At 53.1% G+C, this 14,123-nt stretch carries 17 protein-coding genes and 1 tRNA gene; 13 read left to right on the top strand and 5 right to left on the bottom strand.

The features are described from left to right. Positions 1-2: 2 nt before the first annotated feature. Together CGL_RS04845 and CGL_RS04850 are read right to left on the bottom strand one after the other, a co-directional pair. A complete protein-coding gene (locus tag CGL_RS04845; RefSeq protein ID WP_011014014.1) occupies positions 3-1,283 on the bottom strand; it encodes an alpha/beta hydrolase in 1,281 nt (426 codons plus the stop codon). A gap of 82 nt (positions 1,284-1,365) precedes the next feature. Then, a complete protein-coding gene (locus tag CGL_RS04850; protein WP_011014015.1) occupies positions 1,366-2,871 on the bottom strand; it encodes an amino acid permease in 1,506 nt (501 codons plus the stop codon). A 100-nt stretch (positions 2,872-2,971) separates the two neighbouring features. Here CGL_RS04850 and CGL_RS04855 point away from each other — a divergent pair, with 100 nt between their 5' ends. Beyond that, positions 2,972-3,184 (top strand): antitoxin, encoded by a 213-nt coding sequence (locus CGL_RS04855; protein ID WP_003856746.1) that lies wholly within the window; start codon positions 2,972-2,974, stop codon positions 3,182-3,184. 11 nt (positions 3,185-3,195) lie between these two features. Continuing rightward, positions 3,196-3,783, top strand: coding sequence for a MazG nucleotide pyrophosphohydrolase domain-containing protein (locus CGL_RS04860; protein WP_011014016.1), 588 nt, complete (start codon positions 3,196-3,198; stop codon positions 3,781-3,783). On the opposite strand, the gene CGL_RS04865 is transcribed toward CGL_RS04860, so the two are convergent. Beyond that, positions 3,757-4,128 carry a hypothetical protein gene (locus tag CGL_RS04865; RefSeq protein ID WP_011014017.1) on the bottom strand — a complete coding sequence of 124 codons (372 nt, stop codon included), beginning with the start codon at positions 4,126-4,128 and terminating at the stop codon, positions 3,757-3,759. The two genes, CGL_RS04860 and CGL_RS04865, sit on opposite strands and share 27 nt — an antisense overlap. A gap of 137 nt (positions 4,129-4,265) precedes the next feature. Next, on the bottom strand, positions 4,266-4,646 hold the full coding sequence (locus tag CGL_RS04870) for a porin (RefSeq protein WP_011014018.1): 381 nt from the start codon (positions 4,644-4,646) through the stop codon (positions 4,266-4,268). 331 nt (positions 4,647-4,977) lie between these two features. On the opposite strand from CGL_RS04870, the gene CGL_RS04875 reads away from it, so the two are divergent. The 6 genes from CGL_RS04875 (at position 4,978) to CGL_RS04900 (ending at position 9,589) form a co-directional block, all read left to right on the top strand. Further along, entirely contained in the window at positions 4,978-5,742 is a 765-nt protein-coding gene (locus CGL_RS04875) for a lytic transglycosylase domain-containing protein (protein WP_011014019.1), read from the top strand. Positions 5,743-5,948: 206 nt separating this feature from the next. Then, positions 5,949-7,226 (top strand): phosphopyruvate hydratase, encoded by a 1,278-nt coding sequence (eno, locus tag CGL_RS04880; RefSeq protein ID WP_003856756.1) that lies wholly within the window; start codon positions 5,949-5,951, stop codon positions 7,224-7,226. 89 nt (positions 7,227-7,315) lie between these two features. Continuing rightward, positions 7,316-7,858, top strand: coding sequence for an FtsB family cell division protein (locus CGL_RS04885; protein ID WP_011014020.1), 543 nt, complete (start codon positions 7,316-7,318; stop codon positions 7,856-7,858). Positions 7,859-7,893: 35 nt separating this feature from the next. Continuing rightward, on the top strand, positions 7,894-8,448 hold the full coding sequence (locus CGL_RS04890) for a DUF501 domain-containing protein (protein ID WP_011014021.1): 555 nt from the start codon (positions 7,894-7,896) through the stop codon (positions 8,446-8,448). Next, positions 8,448-9,413 carry an exopolyphosphatase Ppx2 gene (gene ppx2 / locus CGL_RS04895; protein WP_004568167.1) on the top strand — a complete coding sequence of 322 codons (966 nt, stop codon included), beginning with the start codon at positions 8,448-8,450 and terminating at the stop codon, positions 9,411-9,413. Before CGL_RS04890 ends, ppx2 begins: the two co-directional genes overlap by 1 nt. A gap of 99 nt (positions 9,414-9,512) precedes the next feature. Further along, positions 9,513-9,589, top strand: a tRNA-Leu gene (locus tag CGL_RS04900). A 128-nt stretch (positions 9,590-9,717) separates the two neighbouring features. Here CGL_RS04900 and CGL_RS04905 read toward each other — a convergent pair. Continuing rightward, a complete protein-coding gene (locus tag CGL_RS04905; protein WP_011014022.1) occupies positions 9,718-10,650 on the bottom strand; it encodes a threonine/serine dehydratase in 933 nt (310 codons plus the stop codon). Positions 10,651-10,782: 132 nt separating this feature from the next. Here CGL_RS04905 and CGL_RS04910 point away from each other — a divergent pair, with 132 nt between their 5' ends. From CGL_RS04910 to CGL_RS04930, 5 genes are all read left to right on the top strand, one after another. After that, positions 10,783-10,980 carry a hypothetical protein gene (locus tag CGL_RS04910; protein WP_011014023.1) on the top strand — a complete coding sequence of 66 codons (198 nt, stop codon included), beginning with the start codon at positions 10,783-10,785 and terminating at the stop codon, positions 10,978-10,980. Positions 10,981-11,001: 21 nt separating this feature from the next. Further along, a complete protein-coding gene (locus tag CGL_RS04915; protein ID WP_231838287.1) occupies positions 11,002-11,328 on the top strand; it encodes a dihydrofolate reductase family protein in 327 nt (108 codons plus the stop codon). A gap of 165 nt (positions 11,329-11,493) precedes the next feature. Next, positions 11,494-11,685, top strand: coding sequence for a PspC domain-containing protein (locus tag CGL_RS04920; RefSeq protein ID WP_011014025.1), 192 nt, complete (start codon positions 11,494-11,496; stop codon positions 11,683-11,685). A 239-nt stretch (positions 11,686-11,924) separates the two neighbouring features. Then, the gene (locus CGL_RS04925; protein WP_011014026.1) at positions 11,925-12,920 is read left to right on the top strand and encodes an AraC family transcriptional regulator; all 996 of its coding nucleotides are present in this window, start codon (positions 11,925-11,927) and stop codon (positions 12,918-12,920) included. Positions 12,921-13,026: 106 nt separating this feature from the next. Beyond that, positions 13,027-13,845: a Bax inhibitor-1/YccA family protein gene (locus tag CGL_RS04930; RefSeq protein ID WP_011896994.1), complete on the top strand. Its 819-nt coding sequence runs from the start codon at positions 13,027-13,029 to the stop codon at positions 13,843-13,845. The last annotated feature ends 278 nt before the right edge of the window (positions 13,846-14,123 follow it).

A 14,123-nucleotide genomic window follows, 5' to 3' on the forward strand; every position in this document is an offset into this window, starting at 1 on the left:
TGTTAAACCTGCAATCCGCCGCGCTTGGCAACCCAATCAAAAGTATTCGCTAAAGCCACGCGCCACACCTGGAAGGAATGTCCACCGGCCACGGTATCAAAGGTGGTGGACATGCCCGCCTGATTGCTCAAATTATCAAGATGAGACAGCGCGCTCACTGCACTTTTATCGTTGCTACCAGCAATAAACCTGCCCGAAATCCCGCTGTAGGTATGCGCTCCTGAGCTGATTGCTTGATTGAGCAGATCTTCCGGATTAACGGCTTTGAATGCGTCTTCATCGCCGCCGAAAAGCTGATCAACAGTTTGCTGGCGTGTGCCAAGTGTTGGTTCTTCCTGGCCCGAGAAGTCAAGGAAAGAACCATACGCTTCGGGGTGATTGGTCATGATCTGCAAAGCACAGGTGCCGCCGTAACTTAAACCACCAATTGTCCAGGTGCGCTGATCCTGATTGACTCGGAATTTCTGTTTGATCAACATGGGGACATCGTGGGATAGATATGTCATCACGCTTTGGGCATCAGAATCCACGCAAGCAGGGTTTCCGCTGAATGATCCTGTGCCATCCACGCTGATGACAATGGGGCTGATGCCATCGTGGGTTGCTTGGAAATTATCTGCTGTTTGATCGGCATTTCCACTGCTAAACCACTGATCTGGCTGGCCGGGGTTTCCGGGCATGAGAACCAAAACTGGCAGTTGTAGGGAAGGATTATCCCAATACGCAGGCGGAATATAGGCGTAGGCATCGCGCGCATCAAAGCCGGAGGTGGAATCATCTGTTGTTCCAGCTAGCGGCACCTGCACAAGGGCACCGACTTCACGGTCATCCATCGTCGGGGCAGTGGTCTGAGATTCAAAATCTGCATACGACATGGACACAGCCGTTGGCACGGGATTGAAAGAACCCAACGTCGGGTATGGCTGGTAGATGACATTGATGACTGCGGCCGTATTAACCAGTGCAATCACGGTGAGTGTAGCCATCAGTATTCTTGTACGACCAGTGCGGAACAAGATGCTCAACAGAGGAAAAACCGCCAAACCAGCGGAAAGATAGATGGTCCACGGATTGGGGTCGGGGAAAGGCTTCCACAGCTTTTCAATAACCACCCATGCGCCACTGGTGAGAACTGCTGAGGAGATGAGAGCTCCGAGAACCCGCCACCGAGAGCGCTTTTTCACAACTCCGAGCAGAGCCACAGCAGAAGTAAACACGGCCACACTGATGATCACGGTCAGCGCCGTGGAATCTACAAGCGAGACTGTTCGCCATTCATTCACACCGCCATTATCCTCCCAAAGCTCTCAAGAAATTGCGGTAAAACTTAAAAATCTTGGTGAACTAGCAGGAAGGTTTCGGTGTTTAAAGCGATAGTGATCCGTTGACCAAACCAATAACGCCCGCGCTGGCAGCAACGACCAGGACAACAACCACGCCGATTTCAAAGCGGTTAAACACCTGTTCGCCACGATAAATCCTTGTCCACACATAGGGGATTAAGCCGGGAAGCATCGCCATGGCTCCGAAGAGGACAAACTGCGGTTCTGCAGCGTAAAACAGCCACACTGAATACACCGTTGCTACTAAACCGACGATGAGGTGTTTGCGGTTTTCTCGGCGGGATATCTCTGGACCGGAATCATCAAAACGTGTGCCGGCATGTGGGTGGGTGATTCCTTTTCCACGTGTTGCCAGCATGACCAGATAAAAGGCAGAGAACAGGTAAGGCACCAAGTATAGGTTGGTAGCCAATTGCACCATGGAGACGTAGGTGGTCTCGTTGAGGAAGAAAATGATGATGAAAATCTGAATCACGATGGTGGAGATCAGCTGAGCCATCCAGGCAGCACCGCGGCTGTTGATGGCCCCGATTTTGCTTGGAATGAGGCCATCCATTGCCATCAACGCCAGTGGTTCTGCGCAGAGCATCTGCCAGGACACATAGGCCCCAAGAACCGAAAGACACAGACCCAACGAAATCAATGCGGCACCCCATGGACCAACAACAGCTTCGAGCACCGACGCCATGGAATTATCTGGTAACGCAGCGAGCTCTTGTTGGGTCAGTACACCGAAGCTCAGCGAAGAAATCGACACCAGCAAAAGGAGAACAGCCACAAAACCAATCACGGTAGCTCGGCTGACATCACTGCGTGAGCGTGCCTGGCGGGAATATACCGATGCACCTTCGATACCGATGAACACCCACACGGTGTACACCATGATGCCGCGCACCTGATCAAAAATGCTGCCCACGCCACCATCACGCGCCCATAAATCAACAGTGAACTTCTCCCAGCTAAAGCCCAAGAATGCAACAAGGATGATGAAGCACAACAGAGGCAGAATTTTGGCCACGGTGGTGACCGTTGTCAAGAAAGCAGCTTGGCTAATTCCTCGGGAAACAACTCCAAACACCAGCCAGGTCAAAGCGCTAACTGCCAACGCTGACACAAATGGATGATCTTGGGAAAACAGCGGTACGTAGTGGCCCAACGTGGAGAAAAATAACGTTGCGTAGCCAACTTGGGCGATGACTGAACCCAGCCAATAACCCCAAGCGGAGGAGAAACCTACATAATCGCCCAATCCAACACGCGCATATGCGTAGACGCCAGAATCGAGGTGAGGTTTACGGCGGGCAAGAACATGGAACACGAACGCTACGGACAACATGCCCACACCGGCGATCAGCCAGCCGATGAGCATCGCGCCGGGACCTGCGACTGAGCCGATGTTTTGAGGGATGGAGAAAATTCCCGCGCCGACGGTCGATCCGATGATCAGCGCGATGAGGGTTCTAATAGATACAGTACGACTTGTGGCCGCTGCACCTTGAGACCCCGCAGAATCTGATTGAGTATTCACTCATTTAACGTAGTTGACGTACGGCGAAGTCGCTAAACTTCGCGTAATCTTGGGGCCAATTAATCAAGTGCAGATGAATTGTTTAGAAAGGCTGGAGACCATGGGTATTTTTGACGAAGCTAAGAAGAAGGCAACCGAATTCCTCGACTCTGATTCAGGCGAGCAGAAGTCCGATGGACTGCTGGATAAGGCCGCAGACAAAGCTAAGGGTCTCCTCGGTGAAGACAAAGCGGATCAGATTAACAAGGTCCGTGACGCTGTCGATGAGCGCATTGGCAAAAACAACGGCGGCGAAGAGAATCCAGCCAACTAGTATTAGGCGTCATGCGCGTCGTAGTTGTTGATCCTAAACACCCCGTCCTTCCAGTCTCTTTCCTCGAGGCTGTTCTTGGGCGGGGTGAACCTGTTTCTATCGATCCCGATTTTCCATTTGATATTGAAAAATGGGGGATCAAGACGTCGACAAGCGCCTCCTGGTTTATCATCGCAAAACCGCAAAGCACGCTGCTTATCGACGCGCCCCTCAACCCTTTGCATGAGGCCGTCGGCGTCATGCGGGCGGCCGTGGGCCGCGGCGAGTGGGAACGCACGCAAACCCATGAGAGTTTGATTCCGTATCTGGAAGAAGAATCGCAGGAGTTTATTGAAGCGATTCATGGTGGCGATGATGAGCACATGAAAAGCGAACTGGGGGATGTTTTGCTGCAGGTGCTTTTTCATGCAGAAATCGCCGCCCGTCAGGGTCGATTCGACATTTTTGACGTGGCGGCGAGTTTCGTAGCCAAGATGCAATCTCGTTCGCCGTACCTGTTCGACGGCTCTACCGGAATTGTGGACACCGACGAGCAGCAGCGGCTGTGGGCTCAAGGAAAAGCCCAAGAGAAACTAAGCAGTGAAGAAGGAAGAAGATAGGTTAGAGGACAGAAGCTGCAGCTGGGAGAGGAAGTCCTGTGGATCTTCCTTCACGATTCCGCAGGTCAGTGCGCGGTTAGCGATGCGCTCGGAGTAGCCGGTAGCCGCGATATTCAATGGGAAGTCTAGTTGGCCGACAGCTGCGGAGTTGCGCAGATTAGCGGCGAGCTCTGAGCGAGTGGAGTTCTCGTGAGCCAGGCCGGTGGTGTAGATAGCGGTCTGAAGGATGCCGCAATCAAAGTTGTCGATGATTTGGTTGAAATCCTGTGCGGAAGCTGAGGGGGTAAGGCTCGCAGTCAGGGCAACGGTAGCGGCAGCGATGGTGGCGAAACGTAGTTTCTTCATGGGTTTCCTTAAGAGATCACTGAGATGGAAATGAAATAAATATGGCAAAAGCCACAACAGTCCAAAATCATACGTTACTGAAGTGATTTATGTGACTGTTGTGACTTAAGTGATTTTTGGGGTTACCCCCGAACCTTTTAGGAAGAGAAGTTGGAGGACAGCTCAGAAAGGTAGGTGTCAGCCTTAACTAGGCCACAGGTTTGTGCGCGGTCGGCAAGTGCTGCTGCCTGATCTTCGTTCCAATCACCGATTTGTGGGAACTGAGTGGTCCAGAAGCCTTCACCCTTTGCGGCGATTGCTTCTGCGAGCTCGCGGTTGTACTGGCCTTCTTCAAGGACGCCAGCTGCTTTGAGGCCACCCTCAAGGATGCCGCAAGCAACCCAGTTGTACTGAGGGGACAGTTCTTTGTTGGTGGAGGATAGGTTTGCGAAGTCGGATGCGGAAGCAGGTGCTGCGAATGCTGCCACTGTGATGCCTGCGGTTGCTGCCATTGCTGCGATGCGGTGTGAAAGCTTCATGATTTTTAGGGCTCCTTTTAAGGTTTAAGTCCTTGGGTAATATGAATAACTCACCACACATTGTAAATTTGTGATGTAGATCATCAAAGCTTCTACCAGTGGATTTAATGAAGTTTCAGTCGTGGAAATCAGGTCTTGGCACGGTGTATGTGAATGCTCTACTAATTGCATAGGAGGCTGATTTAGCGTGTCTTTTTGGGTCTTTTGGTTAGAAAGACACAGGATTTTTTACTTAAAGAGGCGTGAAGTAATCAGGTTTTTCTAGCCAATGCGAGAGTTCTAAAACGAGCCGGTAACATCGACCCCCATGAGTTCAGGGGTTAGAAAAGCAATGGGATTTGGATGCGGTTCGGTTTTGGCCGTCATCATGGTGATCTCATTTGTTGGATGGGCGCTCAGCTTCATGGATGGAACGGCACCTATTCGCCAACTCCAGCAAATCCCTGAAGATGTTCCGCCGGCGCGTGGTGTAGAAGTTCCGCAAATTGATACAGAGGCAGATGGACGCACATCCAACCATTTGCGTTTTTGGGCGGAACCAATTGCTCAAGATACTGGTGTGTCCGCTCAAGCGATTGCGGCTTATGGAAACGCAGAGCTCATCGCGAGTACTGCGTGGCCTGGCTGCAATCTGGGGTGGAATACCTTGGCAGGTATCGGCCAGGTGGAAACCCGTCACGGTACCTACAACGGCAAAATGTTCGGGGGCAGTTCCCTGGATGAAAATGGAGTTGCAACCCCTCCAATCATCGGCGTTCCACTTGATGGTTCACCGGGGTTTGCGGAAATTCCCGACACTGATGGTGGGGAATTAGATGGCGATACTGAATATGATCGCGCGGTAGGTCCCATGCAGTTCATTCCGGAAACGTGGCGACTTATGGGATTGGATGCAAACGGTGATGGGGTAGCGGACCCCAACCAAATTGATGACGCAGCATTGAGTGCCGCAAACCTGTTGTGTTCCAACGATCGTGACTTGTCCACTCCTGAAGGATGGACCGCAGCTGTTCATTCTTACAACATGTCTAATCAGTATTTGATGGACGTTCGAGATGCTGCCGCGTCCTACGCTTTACGACAGCCGGCGATCTAAAACTTAACAAGCGCAACCCCCGAAAATGTGAGATTATGTCTGATCGGACACGTGCGGGCTGGGGATATGGGTAGTTTTCGCCACTAATTTCAACTGATTGCCTCATCGAAACAAGATTCGTGCAACAATTGGGTGTAGACGTGATTGAAGACATTTGATCACGTGAATAATTCTAGTTAGCTCCCAAGTTGGCATAGGAGGCCACAGTGGCTGAAATCATGCACGTATTCGCTCGCGAAATTCTCGACTCCCGCGGTAACCCAACCGTCGAGGCAGAGGTTTTCCTGGATGACGGTTCCCACGGTGTCGCAGGTGTTCCATCCGGCGCATCCACCGGCGTCCACGAGGCTCATGAGCTGCGTGACGGTGGCGATCGCTACCTGGGCAAGGGCGTTTTGAAGGCAGTTGAAAACGTCAACGAAGAAATCGGCGACGAGCTCGCTGGCCTAGAGGCTGACGATCAGCGCCTCATCGACGAAGCAATGATCAAGCTTGATGGCACCGCCAACAAGTCCCGCCTGGGTGCAAACGCAATCCTTGGTGTTTCCATGGCTGTTGCAAAGGCTGCTGCTGATTCCGCAGGCCTCCCACTGTTCCGCTACATCGGTGGACCAAACGCACACGTTCTTCCAGTTCCAATGATGAACATCATCAACGGTGGCGCTCACGCTGACTCCGGTGTTGACGTTCAGGAATTCATGATCGCTCCAATCGGTGCAGAGACCTTCTCTGAGGCTCTCCGCAACGGCGCGGAGGTCTACCACGCACTGAAGTCCGTCATCAAGGAAAAGGGCCTGTCCACCGGACTTGGCGATGAGGGCGGCTTCGCTCCTTCCGTCGGCTCCACCCGTGAGGCTCTTGACCTTATCGTTGAGGCAATCGAGAAGGCTGGCTTCACCCCAGGCAAGGACATCGCTCTTGCTCTGGACGTTGCTTCCTCTGAGTTCTTCAAGGACGGCACCTACCACTTCGAAGGTGGCCAGCACTCCGCAGCTGAGATGGCAAACGTTTACGCTGAGCTCGTTGACGCGTACCCAATCGTCTCCATCGAGGACCCACTGCAGGAAGATGACTGGGAGGGTTACACCAACCTCACCGCAACCATCGGCGACAAGGTTCAGATCGTTGGCGACGACTTCTTCGTCACCAACCCTGAGCGCCTGAAGGAGGGCATCGCTAAGAAGGCTGCCAACTCCATCCTGGTTAAGGTGAACCAGATCGGTACCCTCACCGAGACCTTCGACGCTGTCGACATGGCTCACCGCGCAGGCTACACCTCCATGATGTCCCACCGTTCCGGTGAGACCGAGGACACCACCATTGCTGACCTCGCAGTTGCACTCAACTGTGGCCAGATCAAGACTGGTGCTCCAGCACGTTCCGACCGTGTCGCAAAGTACAACCAGCTTCTCCGCATCGAGCAGCTGCTTGGCGACGCCGGCGTCTACGCAGGTCGCAGCGCATTCCCACGCTTTCAGGGCTAAATAAAAGCGCTTTTCGACGCCCGGTAACCTCAAGGTTGCCGGGCGTCGTTGCCTTACTACTGTTACTGGTGTGACTATGATCGAGGATTATGGCAAAGCAGAAGAAAACTCATAAAGGCCTTGTTCCTGTCTCAAGCAGGGAACGTGCTTCAGAGTCAGTTTCTGCTACCCGCGCCCCATTTAGATTGGGTGCCGTCGGCATCGGTGCAATCGCACTCGTAGTTCTTCTCATCCTGTTTGTCATCGCGATTCCTGTGCGTAACTATTTTCAGCTGCGCTCCGACATCGCCCAAACAGAGGCTTCCATTGAAGCCAAAGAACAACAGATCAAACAACTGGAATCTGACCTCAACAGGTACCAATCAGAGGCGTACATCCGCGAACAAGCACGCCTGCGCCTAGGCGTCATTGAACCTGGAGAAACCGCGTTCAGAATCGTGGACCCAGCACTAGATACCGACACCTCAGTCACCTCTGACGGCAACGAAGAGAAACCACTGGGAGCTTGGTATGAAAACCTCTGGGACTCAGTCACCAAGCCAGAAGCACTCGGCGAAGAGGAAATTGCGCCTCCAGCAGTTGAGGGAGAAGTTCCAACACTTGCACCAACTGAGGAAGCAACTGTGCAATAGCGCTTTAGACACAGACTCATGACAGAATAGAAGACATGAGTGTGAATGAAGCAGATCTGAACGCTGTCGAAGAGCAATTGGGAAGGGCCCCACGAGGTGTCCTCGATATTTCTTACCGCAGCCCTGATGGAGTACCCGGTGTGGTGATGACCGCACCAAAACTGGATGACGGAACCCCATTCCCAACCCTGTACTACTTGACAGATCCACGCCTGACCACCGAGGCATCCCGCCTCGAGGTCGCATTGGTAATGAAGTGGATGACTGATCGCCTTTCCACCGACGAAGAGCTTCGTGCCGACTACCAGCGCGCCCACGAGCACTTCCTGGCAAAGCGCAACGCAATTGAAGATCTCGGCACGGATTTCTCCGGCGGTGGCATGCCTGACCGAGTGAAGTGCCTCCACGTCCTCATCGCCTATGCACTGGCAGAAGGCCCAGACCATTTCCGTCTCGGCACCGAAGCAGTAGCAATGGCTGCCGAACACGGCGACCTCCGCGGTACCGCCATCCCAGAGGACTGGCCAACAGTACAAGACCTGGGCATCAACATGGAGGACTTTGATTTCTCCCGAGCAGGTGGGGCTTAATGACCCGTTACGCGGCCATCGATTGCGGAACAAACTCCATCCGCCTCCTGATCACTGAAGTCACTCCTGAGGGATTCAAAGAGATCACCCGTGAAAACACCATCGTTCGCCTGGGCAAAGGCGTCGACGCCACCGGTCAGCTAGACCCCGAGGCAATCGAGCGCACTCGTGTCGCTTTGGAAAACTACGTTGAACTCATGGAAACCCATGGGGTAGAGGCCGTACGAATGGTTGCCACCTCCGCAACCCGCGATGCGTCCAACCGCGATGAATTCTTTTCGATGACCCGCCAGCTTCTGTCCAAGATCCGTCCTGGATACCAAGCTGAAGTAATTTCCGGCGAAGAGGAAGCTCTGCTGTCCTTCCGAGGTGCAATCGTTGACCTGCCTGAAGACCAAGGTCCTTTCTGTGTTATCGACCTTGGCGGTGGATCCACTGAGTTCATCGTTGGCACCTACGACGGTGAAATCCTAGGCTCCCACTCAACCCAAATGGGATGCGTGCGCCTGACCGAACGAATCATGCGCAGCGACCCACCGACTGAAACCGAAGTGGAAATCGCCCGCGACTACGTTGCAGAACGCATCCAGGAAGTAAAAGCCATCGTCCCAATTTCAAAGGCAAAAACCTTTGTGGGATGCGCAGGCACCTTCACCACAATCTCCGCCTGGGTGCAAGGCCTAGAAAGCTACGACCGCGACGCGATCCACCTCTCTGCACTCAACTTCGATGCACTGCGAGTTGTCACCGATGAGATCATTTCAGAATCATCATCACAGCGCGCCAGCAACCCAGTTGTTGATCCAGGTCGCGCCGACGTCATCGGTGGCGGATCCGTTGTTGTCCAAGCAGCGATCGACTTAGCCTCCAAAGAAGCCGGTGTAGACTACATCATTATTTCCGAAAAAGACATCCTCGACGGCCTCATCCTTGGCCTGGTAGAAGCCGACTCTTTGAAGAAATAGGACCCTAGTTTTAAACCACTGGGTCATCATGTTCTATGATGTGTAAGCACCAAGTAAATGGCATTGGAAGCATACATATGTATCCTGACAATGCTGCTTGCCCCCATAGCCCAATCGGCAGAGGCGGTTGACTTAAAATCAATACAGTGTGGGTTCGAGTCCCACTGGGGGCACCATAACCAGCGGAAACGCTAAAAATATGGAGCTGTCTTAGACTTAAGTGTCTAGAGAGTGTCCAAAAAAGAAATCTCCACGGCGAAGATAGCTGTGGAGATTCTTCGTCGTGTGATCGTTTGAAATCACATCACAGTGTTGTGAGGTCAGTGTTCGCTCCGCACACAATGACTGCCACTTTTTCATCTGCTGCAGGTTTGTATGCTCCACTGGTAAGAGAGGCGAGTGCTGCGGCAGCGCCATGCTCGGCAGGGATGCGGTAGTTGTCCCAGAGGTGGCGTCGAGCTGCGATGATTGCTTCATCGTCCACTAGGACGCCTATTGGGGGATGGGCAGTTGCGATGTCAAAGGCTTCTCGTCCAATTTGGCGAGCCCCCAAAGAATCTGCCGCGATACCAGAAACGTTCACATCGACTGGTTGGCCGGCAATGAGTGAGTTGTGCAGGGTTGGAATTTTGGAGGGTTCAACGGCCACCACTTTGATGTCGTGGGCTGCTACGACGGCTGCGATTCCTGCATAGAGTCCACCGCCACCGACAGCAACCACGATGGTGTCAACGTCGGGAAGATCTTCGACAATTTCTAGCCCAATGACGCCTGCTCCAGCTGCGATGTCGGGCTGGTCGTAGGCGTGGCAAAACAGAGCACCAGTTTCCGACTCAAAGGTTTGAGCTGCCTCAAATGCTTCCGCATATTCAGATCCGATTTGTTGCACGGTTGCACCGTATTGCTTGAGGCGATCAACTTTTACTTGTGGGGCAGTTTCGGGCACCAATACCGTGGCGGGAACGCTTAAGGATGCTGCGGCAAAAGCATTTGCGAGTCCTGCGTTTCCGCCTGATGCCGCGACGATGCCAACCGTTGGGTCGAGTAGTCCGTTTTCCGAAGCTGCGAGCTGGCGGTTGAATGCTCCACGCGTTTTGAACACGCCGCACTTTTGGAGGAACTCTGCTTTGATCCAGATTTGTGTGCCGTCGATGGGGTCTGCTTCGAAAAGTGGCGTTCGTCGAACATGAGGGGCGGTTCGTTGTTGGGCGGTGATGACATCGTTGAGGGTGAGCATGCCTGTGTTTTCTAGAACTCGATGAAAATGAACATTATTATGAACGTGAGGTTCAATTTGCTAAACGGCTTGGGTGAGTGCAAGCAGAATTTCTGGGCACAGATGAATTGGCGGAAAGGAACGTAGACTGTCATGCCTGCAATTGAACTTCCAGAACCTAACGAACCGGTTCCAGCTGGTGATTTCATTGCCGATCCAGATGCCACAATGCATTACTTTGCAGTGGACCGTTCCGGATCCCTTCAATGGGAGCAAGGCTCATTTAGCTACTTCGACGTGGAAGCGCACATCGTTGAGTTGATTCCTGCATCAGTAAGCGATGCGTTTTAGGCACATCTGCGATCCGTGGGCGTGTCCTACATCATCGCCGGCGATGAGCAGCTGGATATGGCAGAAGCCGTTCGCAAAATTGGGGAGACCTTTAAAACTGAGGAAATTATCCTTGGTGGCGGAGGAACCCTGAACTGGTCCATGCTCCGCGACGGTTTGTGCGACGAGGTTAGCATCGTGATGATGCCAATCGCCGATGGTGAAAAGCACACCCACTCTTTGTTCGAAGCCGATGAAAAATACTCAGCACCGTTGCCGATCGGTTTTTCACTCGCCAGCGTTGAACCACTAGAAGATGGAAGCGTTTGGATGCGTTACGGGGTCAATGGCCCAGTGGACGCGAACTAGGTAGCAAATACTCGCTCTTTAGGTGAGAGAGCTAGGCGAGTTAAGGCCCGACCCCTATTTTCCAGGGATCGGGCCTTTTCTAAGTTTGAGTAGCCTGGGGGTATTTTCGGTAGCGTATAAGTCCCACGACATATTTAAATACGGAGTCTTTAGGAGATTAAGAAGATGGATAAGGTCAAATTCTTTCGCTCCCGGGACAACAAAAATATTGCGGGCGTGTGCGCGGGAGTCGCGAAGTATTACGACCTCGACGCGGATACAGTGCGCTACTGGTACGTTTTTGCTCATTTCTTTGGTGTTCCGATGTTCTCGGTTTATCTAATTCAATGGCTAATTTATCCCCAGGAGGAGAGTTAGCGCAGCGACCTGCTCGCAAAGTTGCTGAACCGATGGGGGAGATCCCAGAGGCATAGAAGGGTTTAGGCGCGCCGACGCGCTGAGGTCCGGAGGTGGGCGTCGAAAAGCAAAATGCTTTCAAAAGGCCTATGGCTGAATTAGTCTCTTGCAATACTTCGCATCTGGAATGTAACATCATTTCGAAGATATGAGGTTAGCGTAACCTACATTGTGAAATTTGCTTGTAGTGAGGATGAGATATGAGTTCTGCCAGCTTGTTGTGGTGCCATTCCGGTGTGTCAACAGTTCGTTTTGGCGAGAGAATTTTCACTCTCGTCGCAGGCGACCTGCTGTTCGCGCCTGAGGAAGCCCAGGTTGCCGATGATTCTCAAGGACTTGTTCTCAACATCCGCTTTGAGACCCTCAACATCATGGGACCTGCGCGTCGCATCCACCTGGGTCACGTGTGGAATGATCGCCTGACCTTTGAATACAGTCGCTCGCTGTTCGGTAAAGAGACCCTGTCGCCAGACATCGCGCGCCTGTTCACCGACCGCGTTCCCACCCCTCCGCTGCCAGCTCCGCGTAAAGCGCGCGCAGTGGCGCAGGTGCTGGTGTCCAACCCTGCGGATCAGACCAGTTTGGAAGAATTTGCGGAGATCCAAGGCGTTTCGGCGCGTACTTTGCAGCGCCAGTTCCTCAAATCCACGGGCTATTCATTCAGCGAATGGCGTGCTGCGCAGCGCGTCTGCGTCGCCGCGAGCCTGCTGGCCCACGACTTCAGCATTTCAGTGGTTGCGAACCTCGTCGGGTTCGCCGCGACCAGCAGCTTGACCAGAGCTTTTCGACGCCACACCGGTGCAACTCCGTCCACCTTTACTACTGGACAGATCGGCATGGGCTCCGCAGGTCACCCACCACGCATCCCAGCAACCACCACGTTTGCCGAAGCGCATCAGGACCAGCAGCTGTGGATTTACAGCGGAACCGCAACCGTCACCACCCCCGGCTACTGCCGATTCATGGGACAAGGTGACATGGTGACCATCCCTGCCGGCACCCAAACCCGCATTGACGTGGCAGCCGGATCCATCGCATTCCCAGTCCCAGTTGGACTCGACGAATGGGGAATGGACCTAACCCGCGTCGTGGCTGTTAATAACCAGCAGCCAAAGCCACTGACCATTTTGGAACAGTCTGAATGGTCCAAGCTCAGCGAAGAACTTCTGAACACTCCTGTACCTGTACAAATGTGAAGGTAGTAAAGGTGTGAAAATAGTTCCTCACGTGGGGAACTATACTGATCCTTGATGCGTTAACTTGATTGACGACGAAAAATCAATTGAAAGGATCGGGGACTCCGTGCGAAGCAGCAATCCCGTTTTTAGTTCCCTTAAGGAAACTCAACGTCCACAAGGCCAGAACCCATACGGTGGTTACGACAACTTCGGTGGTGTCTACCAGCAAAACGTAGCTCCACAGAAGGCGGAGCGCCCAATGACTGTGGATGATGTGATCACCAAGACTGGTATCACTCTCGCGGTTATTATCGTTTTTGCATTGGTCACCTTTGGCGTGTGGTTGGTTAGCCCCGGCCTCGGAATGATCTTGACCCTTGTTGGTGCCATCGGTGGTTTCATCACCGTTCTGGTCAGCACCTTCGGCAAGAAGTACGGATCTGCGGCAGTCACTTTGATTTACGCAGTATTCGAAGGCCTCTTCGTCGGCGGAATTTCCCTTCTGCTGTCCGGCTTCACAGTTGGTAACGCCAACGCAGGTGGCCTCATTGGCCAGGCAGTCCTTGGCACCATCGGTGTATTCATTGGCATGCTGTTTGTATACAAGACTGGCGCTATCAAGGTCACTCCTAAGTTCAACCGCATCCTCACCGGCATGATGGTTGGCGTCCTGGTTCTTGTCCTGGGCAACGTTGTATGGGCACTGTTCACTGGTGGCGCAAGCCCACTGCGTGACGGTGGAATCATCGCGATTATCTTCTCCCTCTTCTGCATCGGCCTGGCAGCATTCAGCTTCCTCTCCGACTTCGATGCAGCTGACCGCCTCGTCCGCGAAGGTGCACCTTCCAAGATGGCATGGGGCGTTGCGCTTGGTCTTGCAGTGACCTTGGTCTGGCTCTACACCGAAATCCTACGTCTGCTTAGCTACTTCCAAAACCGCTAGTTTACGCAGCACAAGACCCCTTCATCCTGTTCTTCTTGGGCAGGGAAGGGGTCTTTTGGCTTCTGATGGGGGCTCTGTGAGCATGGGGCGGGGTGAGTTCTTGGGCACCTGTCATATCCAAACCAAAGACGTGCGTTGTGGAGGGCTCTTTGGTCTCAAACGCACACTTCAACGCGCGATAAATGTGCGTTTGAGACCAAAGCGAGCTCGATTTTTGAGGCTCCTTGGTTCGAATATGCAGTTCGGCGGTGGGACCCAATAAAAACTGCCACGGCGCC

The sequence above is a fragment of the Corynebacterium glutamicum ATCC 13032 genome (genome assembly GCF_000011325.1).
GTDB lineage: Bacteria > Actinomycetota > Actinomycetes > Mycobacteriales > Mycobacteriaceae > Corynebacterium > Corynebacterium glutamicum.